Annotated in this window: 17 protein-coding genes; 9 read left to right on the forward strand and 8 right to left on the reverse strand. The window is 67.9% G+C overall.

Annotation, left to right across the window (positions count from 1 at the left end):
• Positions 1–20: 20 nt before the first annotated feature.
• Together ACWDOP_RS15810 and ACWDOP_RS15815 are read left to right on the forward strand one after the other, a co-directional pair.
• Entirely contained in the window at positions 21–794 is a 774-nt protein-coding gene (locus ACWDOP_RS15810; protein ID WP_456345659.1) for a hypothetical protein, read from the forward strand.
• Between the two features lie 83 nt (positions 795–877).
• Entirely contained in the window at positions 878–1,453 is a 576-nt protein-coding gene (locus ACWDOP_RS15815) for a TetR/AcrR family transcriptional regulator (RefSeq protein WP_456345660.1), read from the forward strand.
• Between the two features lie 30 nt (positions 1,454–1,483).
• On the opposite strand, the gene ACWDOP_RS15820 is transcribed toward ACWDOP_RS15815, so the two are convergent.
• Together ACWDOP_RS15820 and ACWDOP_RS15825 are read right to left on the reverse strand one after the other, a co-directional pair.
• The gene (locus tag ACWDOP_RS15820; RefSeq protein WP_456345661.1) at positions 1,484–3,034 is read right to left on the reverse strand and encodes an APC family permease; all 1,551 of its coding nucleotides are present in this window, start codon (positions 3,032–3,034) and stop codon (positions 1,484–1,486) included.
• Between the two features lie 44 nt (positions 3,035–3,078).
• Positions 3,079–3,627, reverse strand: coding sequence for a hypothetical protein (locus ACWDOP_RS15825; protein WP_456345662.1), 549 nt, complete (start codon positions 3,625–3,627; stop codon positions 3,079–3,081).
• Positions 3,628–3,775: 148 nt separating this feature from the next.
• Here ACWDOP_RS15825 and ACWDOP_RS15830 point away from each other — a divergent pair, with 148 nt between their 5' ends.
• Complete coding sequence (locus ACWDOP_RS15830) at positions 3,776–4,318, forward strand: YceI family protein (protein WP_454203833.1); 543 nt, start codon at positions 3,776–3,778, stop codon at positions 4,316–4,318.
• Between the two features lie 69 nt (positions 4,319–4,387).
• On the opposite strand, the gene ACWDOP_RS15835 is transcribed toward ACWDOP_RS15830, so the two are convergent.
• From ACWDOP_RS15835 to infC, 5 genes are all read right to left on the reverse strand, one after another.
• Entirely contained in the window at positions 4,388–5,818 is a 1,431-nt protein-coding gene (locus ACWDOP_RS15835) for an alpha/beta fold hydrolase (protein ID WP_456345663.1), read from the reverse strand.
• An 83-nt stretch (positions 5,819–5,901) separates the two neighbouring features.
• Entirely contained in the window at positions 5,902–6,699 is a 798-nt protein-coding gene (locus ACWDOP_RS15840) for a TrmH family RNA methyltransferase (RefSeq protein ID WP_456345744.1), read from the reverse strand.
• Between the two features lie 41 nt (positions 6,700–6,740).
• On the reverse strand, positions 6,741–7,121 hold the full coding sequence (gene rplT / locus ACWDOP_RS15845; protein WP_354987827.1) for a 50S ribosomal protein L20: 381 nt from the start codon (positions 7,119–7,121) through the stop codon (positions 6,741–6,743).
• A gap of 91 nt (positions 7,122–7,212) precedes the next feature.
• Positions 7,213–7,407 carry a 50S ribosomal protein L35 gene (gene rpmI / locus ACWDOP_RS15850; RefSeq protein ID WP_354987826.1) on the reverse strand — a complete coding sequence of 65 codons (195 nt, stop codon included), beginning with the start codon at positions 7,405–7,407 and terminating at the stop codon, positions 7,213–7,215.
• A gap of 65 nt (positions 7,408–7,472) precedes the next feature.
• Complete coding sequence (gene infC, locus ACWDOP_RS15855) at positions 7,473–8,168, reverse strand: translation initiation factor IF-3 (RefSeq protein WP_454203911.1); 696 nt, start codon at positions 8,166–8,168, stop codon at positions 7,473–7,475.
• A 313-nt stretch (positions 8,169–8,481) separates the two neighbouring features.
• On the opposite strand from infC, the gene ACWDOP_RS15860 reads away from it, so the two are divergent.
• On the forward strand, positions 8,482–8,853 hold the full coding sequence (locus ACWDOP_RS15860) for a DUF1844 domain-containing protein (protein WP_454203831.1): 372 nt from the start codon (positions 8,482–8,484) through the stop codon (positions 8,851–8,853).
• A gap of 13 nt (positions 8,854–8,866) precedes the next feature.
• Here the strand turns inward: ACWDOP_RS15860 and ACWDOP_RS15865 are convergent, their stop codons facing one another.
• On the reverse strand, positions 8,867–9,718 hold the full coding sequence (locus tag ACWDOP_RS15865) for an SGNH/GDSL hydrolase family protein (protein WP_456345664.1): 852 nt from the start codon (positions 9,716–9,718) through the stop codon (positions 8,867–8,869).
• 236 nt (positions 9,719–9,954) lie between these two features.
• Here ACWDOP_RS15865 and ACWDOP_RS15870 point away from each other — a divergent pair, with 236 nt between their 5' ends.
• The 5 genes from ACWDOP_RS15870 to ACWDOP_RS15890 all read left to right on the forward strand — a co-directional run bounded on the left by ACWDOP_RS15870 (position 9,955) and on the right by ACWDOP_RS15890 (position 16,225).
• Positions 9,955–10,269: a hypothetical protein gene (locus tag ACWDOP_RS15870; protein WP_456345665.1), complete on the forward strand. Its 315-nt coding sequence runs from the start codon at positions 9,955–9,957 to the stop codon at positions 10,267–10,269.
• Positions 10,262–11,083, forward strand: a complete 822-nt coding sequence (locus tag ACWDOP_RS15875) for an LppX_LprAFG lipoprotein (RefSeq protein WP_454203828.1) — start codon at positions 10,262–10,264, stop codon at positions 11,081–11,083. Before ACWDOP_RS15870 ends, ACWDOP_RS15875 begins: the two co-directional genes overlap by 8 nt.
• Before the next feature lie 322 nt (positions 11,084–11,405).
• The gene (locus ACWDOP_RS15880; protein WP_454203827.1) at positions 11,406–12,866 is read left to right on the forward strand and encodes a fatty acid desaturase; all 1,461 of its coding nucleotides are present in this window, start codon (positions 11,406–11,408) and stop codon (positions 12,864–12,866) included.
• 162 nt (positions 12,867–13,028) lie between these two features.
• Positions 13,029–14,159 carry a type III polyketide synthase gene (locus ACWDOP_RS15885; RefSeq protein ID WP_456345745.1) on the forward strand — a complete coding sequence of 377 codons (1,131 nt, stop codon included), beginning with the start codon at positions 13,029–13,031 and terminating at the stop codon, positions 14,157–14,159.
• 47 nt (positions 14,160–14,206) lie between these two features.
• Positions 14,207–16,225 (forward strand): ATP-binding cassette domain-containing protein, encoded by a 2,019-nt coding sequence (locus ACWDOP_RS15890; RefSeq protein WP_456345666.1) that lies wholly within the window; start codon positions 14,207–14,209, stop codon positions 16,223–16,225.
• Positions 16,226–16,228 lie beyond the last annotated feature (3 nt).

Raw genomic sequence — 16,228 nt, forward strand, 5'->3', positions numbered from 1 at the left:
AGGCATTTGGGGGGAACCGAATGACGGTCGATATCGACGAGTTGTACACCGCGCTCGAAGCGCTGGCCGAGCGCCGATCCGACAAAATACGCCTGTTCGCAGGCTTCACCGATACCGAACTCGACGATTTTCCCGTTCCGGTACCCGAGCCGGAACGGGCGCTGTTACGAAAGATCGGCGGATTCCTGGTGGAGGACGAGTACTTCGGCCCGGGTAACGAACACCGGAAACCGGGGGAACCGCCGTCCTGGGTGGACTCACTCGGAGGCGATTGGGACAGCGGCCCGCGAAACTCGTGCCTGCAATTCCACATGAGCGGCGGATCCGGCGACCACTACTTCGTCGACATCGATCGCGACACCGGCCACTGGGGTCCGATTTTCGGCAGTTCCCCGGATGCCAGCGACGATATCGTCGCCTACCAGGCTCGTTCGCTCTTCGACTGGTGGGTCGCGCTGATCATGGGCATCTCCGCCACACCGCTGGAACCGATCGCGGACCGCCAATCACGCTGGGCGAACGAGTACATCCTGGAAAACTACAATCCCCATCTGGCCGACGCGCTCTACGTCTGGGATCGCCCGAGCCCGCACGCGATGGCCGTGCCGTATCGCGAACTCACCACCGGGTTGCCCCCGCAGGAACATCGATACTTCACCGACCTCCCCGACGACGCGCTGGCCATCGACCTGAGCACCCTCACCCCGCCCACCACACTGGACGTCTGTGTCTGCGAGGAGACCGAGCGGCGTGGCAACGGGCGCTACCTGCTCATCACCTCACTCGAGCGGTGACGGCGGCCTCGACCGGCAAGTATGCATTGACTGATAACATGGTCGGGCGAGGACCAACCCAGTGACGAGGAGCCCGGCCGGCCATGAGGACCACCCGAACGCGAATGACCGCCAGTGAGCGCGGCGAGCAGGTGCTCGAGGCCGCCCTGTCCGCGTTCGCCGAATCCGGTTACGCCGCAACGAAAACCGACGAGATCGCACGGCGGGCGGGGGTGTCGCAGCCGTACGTGATCCGGCTCTTCGGGACCAAGCAGCAGCTGTTCCTGGCCGCGCTGCGGCTCAGTTGCGACCGGATCGAGGAGGTCTTCCGGACGGCGGTCGAGCAGGCGCCGGCCACCGCGACGCCCGAGGAGAAGTTGTACGCCATGGGGCAGAGCTACAACATCTTCCTCACCGACCGGACCCGGCCGCTCATGCTGTTGCACGGGTTCGCGGCCAGCGCGGACCCGGAGATCGGCAACGAGGTCCGGGCGCGATTCGGGCGGATCTACGACCTCGCGCGCGAGGCGACCGGGGCGTCGGTGGCGGAGGTGCGCCGGTTCATCGCCACCGGAATGCTGCTCACCGACCTGACCGCCATGCAGGTGGTCGGCCCCGACGCGGTGCCCGCGCCCTGGGCGCAGGAGATGCTGTCCGACCTGGAATCGAACGGGGACTGAGCTTTCCGGGCCGGACCCCGGCGCTACGGCTCAAACCTGCGCGGGCGCGTCCGCCTCGATGATCCGCTCGGTCGGCTCGGGCAGGGCACGAGCCAGGACCTCGCCGCGGAAGAACGGCGGCATGACCCTGGCCAGGATCAGATAGATGGGCACGCCGAGCAGCAGGGTGCCCACGCCCAGCAGGAAGGTCGCGCCGATCTCCCAGTGCGGCGGGAACGGCACCTGCCACGACGAGCCCTCGTCCTCCACCCACCACGAGGTCACCGCGGTCCAGGCCGCAGCGAACAGCAGCGCGCAGCCGCCCAGCGCGGGCAGCACCCCGCGCACGACGAAAGCCCCTGGGCTGGAACCGAATCGACCGCGATACAGCCACGCGCAACTGAGCCCGGTGAGGCCGTAGTACACGCCGATGGAGATGCCGATCGCCGTCACCGCCTGCGCGATCAGACGCCCGCCCGAGGCGAAATTGAGCGCCACGTACAGCACCACCGAGGCCGCGCCGAACACGATCGTGGAGAACGAGGGCGTCCGGAAGCGCGGATGGACACGCCCGAAGGCGGCGGGCAACGCATGGTGCAGCGCCATCGAATAGGTGGCGCGGGCGGTGGGCAGGATCGTGGTCTGGGTGGAGGCGGCCGCGGAGGTCAGGACCATCAGGAACAGCAGGTGCACCAGGACCGTGCCGACGGCCCCGTCCCCGAACACCGCGGCGCCCAGCGCGCCGAGCACGTCGTCGACGTGGTCGGGATTGGCCAGCCCCAGCCCGTCGGTCCCGATCCCCGCGAACGCCTGACTCGCCACCGTCACCAGCAGATACAGCGCGACCAGCGTAATCGTCGACAGCACCGCGGCCCGCCCGGGCGTGCGCCGCGGATCCACCGTCTCCTGATTCACCGCGACCGCCGAATCCCAGCCCCAGTAGATGAACACCATGAGCAGCATGGCCGTCACGAAGTCCGAGAACGACCCCAGTTCGAACGGGTTGAACCACGACCGGTGCGGCGAACTCGACCCGGACGGCGCGTGCCCGAGCCCCACCCGCACCAGCGCCACCACCGAGAACACCACCAGCATGCCGAATTCGACGGTCAGCAGCCACGACTGCAGCCGCGCCGACACATCGATCCCGTACAGCGCGACCAGGGTCATCACGACCAGATAGGCAATCCCCAGCAACAGCACCCAGCCGCTGGTCGCGTCCGCCCCGATCCCGTGCGCCCCGAACAGATGGAAGGTGTACTGCGAACTGATCTGCGCCAGGCTCGCCATCACCAGCAGATCCGACACCACGATCGCCCACCCGGACATCCACCCCGCGAAGGGCCCGAACGCCCGCGTCGCCCAGACGAACGTGGTGCCCGGATCCGGTTCCACCGCATTGAGTTCCCGATACCCGATGGCCACCAGCAGCATGGGCACGAAGGCCAGCAGCACGATCACCGGCGCCTGCGCCCCCACGGCCACCACCACCAGGCCCAGGGTCGCGGTGATGCTGTAGGCGGGTCCCGCCGACGCCACCCCGATCACCACACTGGATGCGAGGGAGAGCGCACCGGAGCGCAAGGTACTGGGCGAAGTCACCGCGCAAGCCTAAGGGCAACGATCCGGCTATCTACATCCCCCGTTCACTCCCCCGGGAACAGCCCCCGCAGTCCCTGCTCGAGCTGCCGGACGTTCTGCAGGTTCTTGCCGTAGTCGACGACCGTGCCCGGGAAGGCCGGCCGGCTCTCGATACGCACCTCGGTGCGGCCGTCGCCCAGGGACAACACGGTCGCGGAAAGCCGTTCCCCCCAGCTCTTCCAGGAGAACCCCGTGCGAGCCTCGATCCGGCCCGCGATCGTGTCGCGCCGGGTGACCCGCGCGCCGGAGCCCTGGATGAGATGGTCCACGGCTTCGAACACCGCGGGCGGTTCCGCGCTCAGAACCGTCGAGACCTGCTGGCGGACCGGCGCGTTCGTGGCGGCCTCGCCGCCGATCCGGCGCGCCGAACGAATGTTGATCGTGCCCAGCAGCAACGACATGATCGCCCCGAACAGCAGTCCGCCGACCACGCCCACCACGACGGCGCCGCCGAGCCCGACCCCGAGGATCGCGCTGTAGCCGGCCATGAGAACACCGAACAGCGGGGCCGTCCGGACGAAGATTCTGGTGTAGACACGCGTTGAATCACTCACCGCAGTACCCTACCCGCGAGTAGCCCAGGCCCGCGCCGAGGCGGACAGCCGACGGGGCACCCGCAGACCCGGACATACCCGGCGAGCTGCGGAAACACGCGGGATACGTTGCGGGGCAGGGGTATGGACGCCGCCTAGTCTGTGCGCCATGACGACCTCGCAGCAGACACTCATCGCCCCCGGCGCCTGGACCCTGGACACCGCGCATTCGGCGGTGCACTTCACCGTCAAGCATCTCGGCATCTCGAAGGTCCGGGGCCGGTTCAACCATTTCGACGCCGCCTTCGTGGTGGATCAGGACGGCGCCGCCGCGATCGAGGCCACCGTCTACTTCGACTCCTTCGACACCGGCAACGAGTTCCGCGACAACTACGTGCGCGGCGCCGACATCCTCGATGTCACCAAGATCCCGCACCTGACCTTCCGGGTGCCCGAGCCGGTGGCCATCACCGACGAGTTCGACGTCACCGGCCTCAGCACGATCGGCGACGTCAGCAAGCCGGTCACCCTGCACGTGGAATGGGGTGGGGTGCAACTGTTCCCGCTCGACAACAAGAACCACGCCGGCTTCGCCGCCCGGGGCACGATCGACCGCAGCGCGTTCGGGATCGCCCCCGGCATCCCGACCATGCTGGTGAGCGACACCATCGAGATCGAGCTCGACATCCAGCTGATCGAGCCCGGCAACTGACCCACACCGTGGCGGCGGTGCGTTTGCCCCGCCATCACGGTTCCCGAGATCGGGCACGAGCCGGTCCACTCAGCGGGAGCCGGGCACCTCCGTCGGCGGATTCGGGGAGGTGATCGGGGCCTCGGGGGCCGTGTCGATCGTGACCTCGCCGGTCCGGAGGTACCGCAGGACAGCGGTGTTGAGCACGGGATTGGGGCGGGTGAAATTGCCGTGGTCGCCGCCCTCCACCCAGATGATGTCGCCGCCGAGGGCCGCGGCGAGGCCGGGGGCGCCGGAGGTGGCCGGGTCGTGGCGGCTCTGCACCAGCAGGGGGCGCACCGCCAGGCGAGCGCCGTCGACGTGCACGCGGCGGGTGGTCTGCGGCCATGCGGCACAGGTGATCCCGGACCGCACCACCGCCGCCTGCTGGAGGTAGGGGTTCGTCTCGGTGAGCAGGGTGGCGGCGGTCGCGGTCAGCGCGGCGAGGTTCAGCCCGCTGTCCTCGTTGCAGCGTGTGGCGTCCCGCATCCACGCGGACGTCGGATCACCGACGATGGGCGGGCGGGCGAGGAAATCGAGGAACCTGGTCTCGCCCGGGTCGTCGCGGTACTCGCGCATCCCCTGCGCCAGGTACGGCCACTGGCTGCGGGAGTACGCGGCGAAGGTGGTGGCCGCGACGGTGGCCGACCCCCAGCCGCCCGATTGCGCCGCGGACTGACGCTTCCACTCCGCGAGCACGTCCGCGCGCGTCGGGCCGAGCCCGTAGATCGCGTCGTTGGCCGCGATCCAGTCGAAGATCGCGTCGAGCCGCTCGTACACGCCGACGGGCACATCCGCCACCTGGTCGACCCAGCTCACGTCCGGATCCACGTTGGAGTCCAGCACCATCCGGCCGACGTGCTCGGGGAAGAGGGTCGCGTACACCGCGCCGAGGTAGGTCCCCCAGGAAATACCGAGGAAGTCGATCCGGTCCACCGCGAGCGCCCGGCGCACCTGGTCCATGTCCCGGGCGACGGACTCGGTGGTGACGGTCGCGGGATAGCCGGGCCGATCCAGCTCGCACGCGGCCCGATCGGTCACCAGCACGACGTCCAGCGCGGAGGTGCAGTGCAGCGGCGTGGACCAGCGCAGGCCGCGCGGCTGCACCGCGATCAGATCCCACTCACGCAGCTGCGGCACCCGGGTGGCGGCGCCGGTCCAGAAACTCAGCGCGTCACCGCCGGGGCCGCCGGGATTGCCGAACAGCATGCCGCGGCTGCGGGCCGGGTCCAGTGCCGGTATCCGGCTGACCGTGACCTCGATCCGCGGACCGTCCGGATCCGCGTAGTCCCTGGGCACCGATACCGTTGCGCACGAAGCCTTTTCGGCACCGGACCCAGCCGGGCACGCCACCCACTCCAGCCCCGGAGCCGGCTCCGCACCGGCCGGAGCGCCCGGCAACAGCGCGGCGGCGCCCAGCAGCGCGGTCAGCGCCACACCTCGTCCGCCCGATACCAGCGAACGCCCACGTCCCACCCGCATGCCTGCTCCCCTCCCGAGCCCACGACCATGGTGAATCCCTCGAACGGTATCCACCGGCGAGCGGATTCCGTCCGAGGTGTGACTTACTTCGCGTGTTGCACGCGCGAGCTCGCGTAGAGGCAGATCGACGCGGCCGCGGCCAGGTTCAGACTCTCGGCCCGGCCGCGGATAGGAATACGGATGCGATGATCCGCCTGCCGGGCGATCTCGGGATCGAGCCCGTGCGCCTCGTTGCCGAAGAGCCAGGCGACCGGACCGCGCAGGATGTCGTCGGCCTCGTCGAGGTCGACCTCCCCCTTGGCCGCGGTGGCCAGCACCGTGATGCCCGCCGCGCGCAGCGCGTGCAGTACGGCCTCGATATCGCGGTCTCGGGCGATCGGCACGTGGAACAGGCTCCCGGCCGCCGCGCGCACGCTCTTGCCGTTGTGCGGATCGACCGAATCGCCGGCCAGCACGACACCGTTCGCGCCCACCGCGTCGGCGACGCGGATCAGCGTGCCCGCGTTGCCCGGGTCGGACATGGCGACCGGAACCGCGAGCAGCCGCGGCGCGGTGGCCAGGATGTCGCGCACCGGCACGTCGATCTGCTTGCAGACCGCGACCAGGCCGGGCGGGGTCACCGTCTCGCCGAGCGCTTCCGCGGCCCGATCGCTCACCAGCGTGGTGCGCACGCCCATGGCGGCCGCGCCCGCGACCAGTTCGGTCTCGCGACCGGCGGCCTTCAGCGAGTAGAACAGCTCCTCGACATGACCCGTATCCAGCGCGGACGCAACGGAATTGGGCCCCTCGGCCAGGAACAGGCCGGATTTGCGCCGCACCGGCGCCCGATGCAGCTTGACAGCGGAAACGACCCGCGGATTGCGCTCGGAGAGCGCTTCCACGGGTCGTTCCGAATGCTGTTGCGTTGTCACGCAGCGGCAGCTTACGCAGCCGGGGCGTTGACGTCGGCCGGCAGCGCGGCCTTCGCGATGGCGACCAGACCGGCGAACGCGGCGGCGTCGGAGACAGCCAGCTCGGCGAGGATCTTGCGGTCGACCTCGACACCCGCGGCCTTGAGGCCCTGGATGAAGCGGTTGTAGGTCATGTCGTTCAGACGCGCGCCGGCGTTGATACGAGCGATCCACAGCTTGCGGAAGTCACCCTTGCGCGCGCGGCGGTCGCGGTAGGCGTAGGTGAGCGAGTGCAGCTGCTGTTCCTTGGCCTTGCGGTACAGCCGCGAGCGCTGGCCGCGGTAGCCCTTGGAGGCCTCGAGAACGGAACGGCGCTTCTTCTGAGCGTTGACGGCCCTTTTGACGCGTGCCACTTGTCAGTCCTTGATCGATTGGGCGGGCGCAGAATACGCGCCCGAAGTTAGTCGGGGATGGCGTTCGAGAACGCGAGGTGCTGACGCGGCCTTAGAGGCCGAGCAGCTTCTTGACGCGCGGGACGTCCGCCTTCGCGACGACCTCCGTGCCGTCCAGACGACGAGTCCGGGTGGACGGCTTGTGCTCGAGCAGGTGGCGACGGTTCGCCTGCTGACGCAGCAGCTTGCCCGCACCGGACACCTTGAATCGCTTCGAGGCGCCGCTGTGCTTCTTCATCTTCGGCATGGAATCCTCAATCTGTCTCGTGCCGGAGGCGCGCCGAAGCGCGCTTCCGCCAATGCTGTTCGTTATTACTGCGGCGGGGTGGCAGCCGGAGCCGGAGCGGCCTCGGGAGCCGGGGCCTGCGCCGGGGCCGCGGGCGCCGGCGCACTGCTGCGCTGCGGTGCCGAGCTGGCCTCGTTCTGAGCCTTCACCCGCGTCTTCGCGCCCTTGTGCGGGGCGAGGACCATGGTCATGTTTCGGCCGTCCTGCTTGGCCGAGGTTTCGACGAAACCGAGATCGGCGACGTCGGAGGCCAGCCGCTGCAGCAGCCGGAAACCGAGTTCCGGCCGGGACTGCTCACGACCACGGAACATGATCGTGACCTTGACCTTGGATCCGGCCTCGAGGAAGCGAACGACGTTGCGCTTCTTGGTCTCGTAGTCGTGATCGTCGATCTTCGGTCGGAGCTTCTGCTCCTTGATCACGGTCTGGACCTGGTTCTTCCGGGACTCACGCGCCTTCTGCGCGGTCTCGTACTTGAACTTGCCGTAGTCCATGATCTTGCAAACGGGTGGACGCGCGTCCGGTGCCACCTCGACCAGGTCGAGGTCGGCCTCCATGGCGACGCGTAGTGCATCTTCAACACGCACGATCCCGACCTGCTCACCACCCGGTCCGATGAGGCGGACCTCGGGTACGCGGATGCGATCGTTGATGCGAGTCTCAGTGCTGATGGGGCCTCCTAGGTCAAGCGGTTCGTCAACGACCGCAAGCAATAACTGCAACCCCAATTTCAACACGAAAGCCCCGGGTTGGTATTTCTCCAACACGGGGCCCGAGTCGACCGGTCCGCGACGCAAACTACTCGCATCACGTCTGTACAGGGCAAACCCTCACAGATGACTCACCAGAAAATGGTGAGCGACCGGACCGCCAACCTGGTTCGAGACCGGCAGACGGTGGGAGTCGGGCTCCACTTGATGCCCTGAACCGGAGTCCGGGGCGGTCGTCGCAGGAGAGTCTAACAGCCCGCGGCCGAACCGCCGAATCGGCCGCCCCCTCGACCATTGACAACCCGCTCGATGCCATGCTCTACCCATGAGCGAGGCGTCTTTGAACGAGCGGGAATCGGACCTCATCGAGGGCGAGGCCGTGCGTGAGCTGGCCGAGATCCCGGCGGTCGAGGTTATCAGCCGCGCGGCCGTCATGCTGATGAGTTCCGCGGCCGAGAAGCTCGGGCTCGGCGAGGCCGACCCGTCCACCAGCCCGCACCTGGATCTGGACGAGGCGCGCCGGGTCATCACCGCGCTGGCCGGTCTGGTCACCGCGTCGGTGGAGTACCTGGGCCCGCACGCCGGCCCGATCCGCGAAGGTCTGCAGTCGCTGCAGCGCGCGTTCCGCGAGGCGTCGGCGCATCCCGACGCGCCGGGCCAGGGGCCGGGCGAGAAGTACACCGGCCCGGTCTACTGATAACTCCCGCCCGCTAGTTCGCGTCCGCGCGGATGGCCCGGACGATGATGTCCGCGACGCCGCTCATCCCTTCCAGGGTGGGGTGGTACGGGATCAGGGTCTGGGTCGCGAGCAGCGGATCGAACCAGCGCTCGCCGGGCGCGGCGCACATGTCGTGGCCGATGGATCCCGCGCGGGTGTCGATGTAGGTCGCCCCGCTGGCCGCGGCCTCGCGCGAGACGACGGTGTTGAGGCGATCGAAGGCCCGCTGCACCACGGCCGCGTCCTGCGGGCGCAGGCCGGGCAGTTCGGCGCAGCCGCCGGCGCGCACATAGGTGGGCCAGCCGTCGACGTAGATCTTCGCGTTCGGCGCCAGCGCCGAGATCTGTTGCAGCGCGGCGGCATACGAGCCCGCGATGGCGTCGATGCTCGTGTCCCACGCCGGATCGGCGCACTGCTTCGCACCGGCCAGGTGGCAGCTCAGGATGTAGGTCGTCATCGCGGCGTCGTTCGCGCCGATGTGCACGGTAACCAGCTTCGTCGCCGGACCGAGCGCGTCGAACTGCGGCGCGATGCCCGCGCCCTGCGAGGTCGTGAGATGCGGAATCTTCGCCGAGCTGCAGCTGCGGTCGTCCAGGTTCACACCGAGGGCGGCGGCGACCAGCTTCGGGGTGTTGGCAGTGGATCGGATGCACTGCAGCGGCGCGCCCGCGTCGAACTTCTGCACACCGGTGGTGGCGGCGCCCGAGTCGCCGAGGGCCACGTACTCGGCGCCGCCGCCGGCCGGGGCGGCGAGGGCGGGCGCGGGGGACGCGGCGGCGGCGAGCGCGCACAGTCCGGCCGCGAGTGCGCTTCGGCGCCAAAGGTTTCGGCGGGTCGTCGTCATTGTCGTTCCCTCGTCTGCGTCGCTCGTTCCGGACTTAAAGTGGTACGATTCGGTTTCAGTTTGATTGTGACGCAGGTTACTCGCCGGGCGGACCGGCCGCAAGCATGGACACGTGTTCGGTCACAAGAGCATTCGCGCCGCCGCGGCGCGCGTCACGATCCTGTCGGTGGGCCGTGCCATGCTCGAGCCATGACCCACGCATCCCCTTCCACGAACGCAACGGAGGGTCCGGATACATGGTGATTGCCGAACAGTTGCCTGCAATCCGGGGAGTGCCCCTGTTCGACAATGCGGCGCGATCGACAGCGCTGGAAAATCGCTATTGCCAGCCGATAGCCGAATTCCCGCCGACGCGTCGAAGTAAGCATCCGGGAATGGGTTTCGCGACACCCGCGACAAAAGCCTTGGCGCGTTCGCGACCACCCTGGTTGGATGCCGGTGTGCCGCCCGATCATGCGGAATGCATCTCGGGTGCTGCATACTACGACGCGGGTGGCGGCAGCCGCCCGCATACCGAGATCACGAACTCTTCGGGGGTTGTACATGATTGACTCCATTTCCCGCGGGACCGCCTCCCATCGGCGCCGCCGGGCACTCGTCCCGGCCATGGTCGCGGCGGCGGCCCTGTTCGGCGCACTGGTGACGGGCTGCACCTCGGACTCCGAATCCAGCACCACCTCTTCGGCTCCCGCCACGGGCCCGCTCCCCGAGGGCGGCCAGCTGGTGGCCGAGTGCTCGCGCACCACCCAGACCCTGCAGTCGGTCCACCTGGACCTGAAGGTCACCGACATCCCCAACCTGCCGGTGGACTACGTCAAGGCCGACATCACCAACCAGCCGCAGGGTGAGGGCCAGGCGGTCGGCGAGGCCAAGGTCCGGGTCAAGGAAGGCGACACCAACTGGACCGAGACCAAGTTCCTCGTGGTGGACAAGACCCTGTACGCCGGTGACGGCTCCAAGTACGCCCCCGTCGGCCCCGCCGAGAAGATCTACGATCCGGGCGTGATCCTGGACAAGGACAAGGGCATCGCCCACGTCATCGCGCAGGTGCAGAACCCGAAGGTGGAGGCCCGCGAGACCATCGACGGCGTGAACACCGTCCGCGTCACCGGCACCATCGACGCCTCGGTCATCGACCCGGTCGTCCCGCGCATCGGCCAGCAGGCCGGCGTCCTGCCGATCACCCTGTGGATCGCCGATGTCGCGCCGCCGACCACCTCGGTCGCGGCCCGTCCCTCCGAAGAGGCCTCCCCCGGCACCGGCCCGAACCTGGTTCGCGCCGTCGTCACCAAGGATTCGGGCAACATCAAGCTGACGCTGTCCGGCTGGGGCAAGGACGTCAACGTCGTCAAGCCCGCGGGCTAGGCCCTAGCTGCCCGCTCCCCCTGGGAGCACCGGTCCGGGAAAGCGCCACGGCGGCAACGATTGCCGAGCGCGGTCCCGGACCGGCTGTCGTCTCGGGCCGCGGTGGCGTCCGGCCCCGCACGGCCCGGCGAGATCACTGCCCGCCGGCCGGCAAGATCGCACAGCCGCTCGACGGCGGCGCAAGCGTTTATTCAGTGAAATGCAAGGCGCTACACGCACGATAACCACACAACGCTCGAAAGCGGTGTGTGCGTTAGGCATCAGGGGTAGCTAGGAACCCTGATCGGCCCGACAGGCAGCCGGTCAGACATGGAGGAATGAGATGACGAACGACCGCCCGGATACGCAGGAGCGGGAACTCCGTCCACCTCCGCCCTCGGGGCCACCGCCGGTGTCGAACGTCTGGGTCTACAACGGCAAAGCCTACGACCTGAGCGACTGGATCTCCAAGCATCCCGGCGGCGAGTTCTTCATCGGCCGCACCAAGAACCGGGACATCACCTCGATTATCGGTTCGTACCACAAGAATCCGGAAGGCATCGCGAAGCTGATCGAGCGATACGCGCTCAATCGGCAGGCGCTGCCGGAGGACATTCACCCCAAGGCGAACGCGCCCGACTTCCTTTTCAAGGAAGGCTTCGACAGCTGGCGCGATACCCCCAAGTACCAGTTCGACAATAAAGACGACCTGCTGCATCAGGTGAAGAAGCGGCTCAAGGATCCGGTGCTGGCCGCGCGCGTCAAGCGCATGGACACCATCTTCAACGTCGTGGTCGCGACGCTCGCGGTGCTGTACTTCGCGGTGCAGGGCCTGCGCCTGTGGGACACCAGCTGGATGCCGTTGCCGGTCTTCGTGATCGCGATGGTCCTGCTGCGCAGCTCACTGGCGGGCTTCGGCCACTACGCGATCCACCGTGCCCAGAAGGGCATGAACAAGATCTGGGTCAACGCCTTCGACCTCAATTACGTCGCACTGGCTTTCGTGACCGCCGACGGTCACGCGCTGCTGCACCACCCGCACACCCAGAGTGAAGTCGACATCAAAAAGAACGTCTTCACCATGATGATGCGAATCCCCAGGCTGTACCGGGTCCCGGTGCACACCATGCACAAGTTCGGGCACACCGTGACCGGCATGATCATGCGCCTGCTGGACGTCTGCCGGCTCACCCGCAAGGTGGGCATCAAGGACATGTACGGCACCTGGGGCGGCGCACTGCCGCACTTCATCGGATCGTTCGGCGTGCGTTTCCTGCTCGTGGGCGAGCTCGTCGTGTTCACCCTGGCGGGCGACTTCTGGGCCTGGGCACTGCAATTCGTGCTCACCATGTGGATCAGCACCTTCCTCGTCGTGGCCAGCCACGACTTCGAGGTGGAGACCGAGCACATCGAGACCAATACCGAGGACTGGGGCATCAACCAGCTCGAGCAGGCCTACGACCTCAAGGTCATCGGCAATCGCTACGTCGACTGCTTCCTGTCCGCGGGCCTGAGCTCGCACCGAGTCCACCATGTGCTGCCCTATCAGCGCAGTGGCTTCGCCAATATCGCGACCGAGGACGTATTGCGCGAAGAGGCAGCCAAATTCGATGTCGAATGGCTGCCGGCGAAGAGTTTCTTCACGGATCGCTTTCCGAAGCAGATCCGAACGTACATTCTCTCGGCATCGGATGAAGCGAAAGAACGGGAGTGGGGCTTCTTCCGCGAGCATTTCGCGCCATCGGCCTTGAAGACCTGTGTCGTCTACACCGCGCAGGGATTCTCCGGAATCGGCACTGTCTGAATCGATTTCGCCGGTCGTTAACGCAATAGCGCAGCAGCGCAATATCTTTATCGAAAGAAGGGGAGTAATTTCGTGTCTATCACCATTGACGAGGGCGCCCTGCGTCCCACCGCGCTGAACCGCCACCACGGCTCGAGCGAGCGTTACGACCGGGTCGAGGGGCTGGTCGAGCGGGTCCTGCCGCCCGCGCCGCCGTCCACCGTCGGCGTAATCGAAAGCATCGCAACGGGTTCGCCCGCCCCGAGTGTAGATCAGGCCGAGGCCGCTCGCCGGGTGGCCGAGCGATTCACCGATCCCGCTCAGCAGGCGCGCATCCCGCGGGTCTACCAGAAGACGCGGATCACCACCCGCCGCCTGGCCATCGACCCGCTGGACCCGCAGTTCCTGCCCTTCAGTCAGCGGCCGGCCACCATCCGCGAGCGCATGAACCTTTTCTACGAGCACGCGGTGCCGCTCGCGGTCGACGTCGCGGGCCGGGCCATCGCCGGAATCGATGACCCCGCAGCCGATCTCGGAATGCTGATCTTCGTCACCAGCACCGGGTTCATCGCGCCGGGCGTCGACGTCGCGGTCGTCAAGCAGCTCGGGCTGTCCCCCACCGTGAACCGGATGGTCATCAACTTCATGGGCTGCGCCGCCGCCATGAACGGCATGCGCGCCGCGGTGGATTACGTTCGGGCGCACCCGGACAAGAAGGCCATGGTGATCTGCCTCGAGCTCAGCTCGGTGAACGCGGTCTTCGACGACGACATCAACGACGTCATCACGCACAGCCTCTTCGGCGACGGCTGCGGCGCGGTCGTGATCGGCGCCGGCCAGGTGCACCAGCAGCTGGCCCCCGGCAAGATCGTCATCCGCGGCGGCTTCAGCCACCTGTTCGACGACGCGGAGGACGGAATCGTCCTGGGCGTCAACGACAACGGCATCACCTGCGAGCTGTCGGAGAACCTGCCGCAGTACATCTACCGCGGCGTGGATCCGGTCATCACCGAGATGCTGCGCGCGCACGGGCTACGCAAGTCCGACGTCGATCTGTGGGCCATCCACCCGGGCGGCCCGAAGATCATCGAGGAGTCGGCCAAGTCGCTCGGCATCGACGCCGAACAGGCCGCCGCGGTGAGCTGGGATGTGCTGGCGCGCTACGGCAACATGCTCAGCGTCTCGCTCATCTTCGTGCTCGAGCAGATGGCGGCTCAGGCCGAGACCGACAAGCCCATCTCCACCGGCGTCGCGTTCTCCTTCGCCCCCGGCGTCACGCTCGAGGGCATCCTGTTCGACATCGTCCGGCACTGAACCGCCGGCATCGACGCGAACATTCGTTCCGAAAGAGCGCAGTAACAATGCAACTCATCAGATTCCTCATCTCGATTTCGTGGGTACGGATCGCGGCGGTCACCGCCACGGGCCTGGTATGCGGCATCGCCAACACCTTCCTGGTGATGCTGATCCGCGGCATCGTCTCGCCCGAACCGCCGCCGTACGTGCACGTCGGGAACTTCGCCCTCACGGCGGTGGTGATCCTGGTGAGCGGCGTGCTGTCGCAGGTGCTGCTGATCCGGCTGGCGCAGGACGCCATCTACCGGCTGCGCGCGGAGCTGAGCTCGAGCATCGTCTCGGCTCCGCTGGAGCACCTCGAACGGCTCGGCATGCACCGGCTCATGGCCACGCTGACCGAGGACGTGCGGGCGCTGTCGCAAGCGGTGACGGCGATTCCGAGCATCGTGGTCGACGTCGCCACCATCGTCGGCTGCTTCGTCTTCCTGCTGGTGCTGTCGGGTCCGATCTTCGCCATCACGGTGGCGGGCACCCTGATCGGCATCGCCTGCGTCGAGATCTTCCTCAAGCGGGTGCGCCGGCTCTACCAGGAGGCGCGCGAGAACGAGGACGTGCTGCTGCGGTCCTTCCAGGCCGTGACCCTGGGCATCAAGGAGCTCAAGCTGCATCGCGGCCGGCGCCGGGACTTCATGGACCGGCATCTGCTCGGCTCGGCGGCGACCCTGCGCGGGCAGAACATCGAAGCGGCGTCGAAGTTCTCGATCGGGCAGGGCCTGGGGCAGCTGCTGCAGCTGGCCACGATGGGCCTGATCCTGTTCGTGATCGCCAAGGCGCTGAACGTGCCCGGGCCGGTCATGTTCGGGTACGTGCTGGTCACGACCTTCCTGTCGATGCCGATGCAGAACTTCATGCACCGGATTCCGGACCTGCTGCGCGGTGACGTGGCGCTGGCCAAGATTCGCGGCATGAACCTGTCCATGGAGACCATGCACAACGAGAACGAGCTGCCGTACTCCGATCGGCCGCTGGTCGATTCGGCGCGGCTCGAACTCGCCGGGGTCGGGTACACGTATCGGTCCGAGGCGCCCGCGCCGTTCCCGACACCGGGCGCGCCCGACGGCACCGGACCGCATCCGGGTGGCAGGCCGCCGCGGCCGGGGGCCCAGCCGCGCCGCGAAAAGGGCGGCGCGGCAGCGCATCCCGGCGACGGCGGCGCACATCCCGTTGGCGCACAGCACCATCCGGGTCAGGCTCCCGCGCATCCGGCCGGGGCGCCGGCGCATCCGGCGGGCGCGCACGGTCCGGGCGGGCATCCCGCGGGGCCCGAGGGCCATCCCGGGCATCCGGGCGGGCGGCCGCCGCATCGCGGTGGGCACCCGGCCGGGCCGGATGTGAACGGGCACCGGTTCGTCGAGCACAGCGGGCACGACGCGCGCCCGGCGCCGCTCGGCCATCCGCCGCTCGAGGGGAACGGCGAGGGGTTCGCGCTCGGGCCGATCGACCTGGTCTTCGAACCCGGGCAGGTGTCGTTCATCGTGGGCGGCAACGGCAGTGGCAAGTCCACGCTCGCCAAACTGCTCACCGGGCTCTACGTGCCGCGCATCGGGACGATGACCCTCAACGGCGAACGCATCGATCACGACAACGTCGAATGGTTCCGCCAGCACGCCTCGGCCATCTTCACCGACTTCCACCTCTTCGAGGACTACCTGGGATTCGATCGGCCGGGCATCGACGACGAGGTGCGGCACTACCTCGAGGAACTGCAGATCGCGCACAAGGTGACCGTCGAGAACGGCAAGCTCTCGACCATCGACCTGTCCCAGGGCCAGCGCAAGCGTCTCGCCCTGCTGACCGCGCTGCTGGAGGATCGCGCCATCTACCTGTTCGACGAGTGGGCCGCCGATCAGGATCCGAAGTTTCGCGAGGTGTTCTACACCGAGATCATCGCCGAGCTCAAGGCGCGCGGTAAGACGGTCATCGTCATCACCCACGACGACCGCTACTTCCACCTCGCCGACCAGATCGTCAAGCTCGACTTCGGCAAGGTCGTGGCCGAGAGCGACACCGTCGCGGTGTCCTGAGGC

Source organism: Nocardia sp. NPDC003693 (assembly GCF_053981095.1).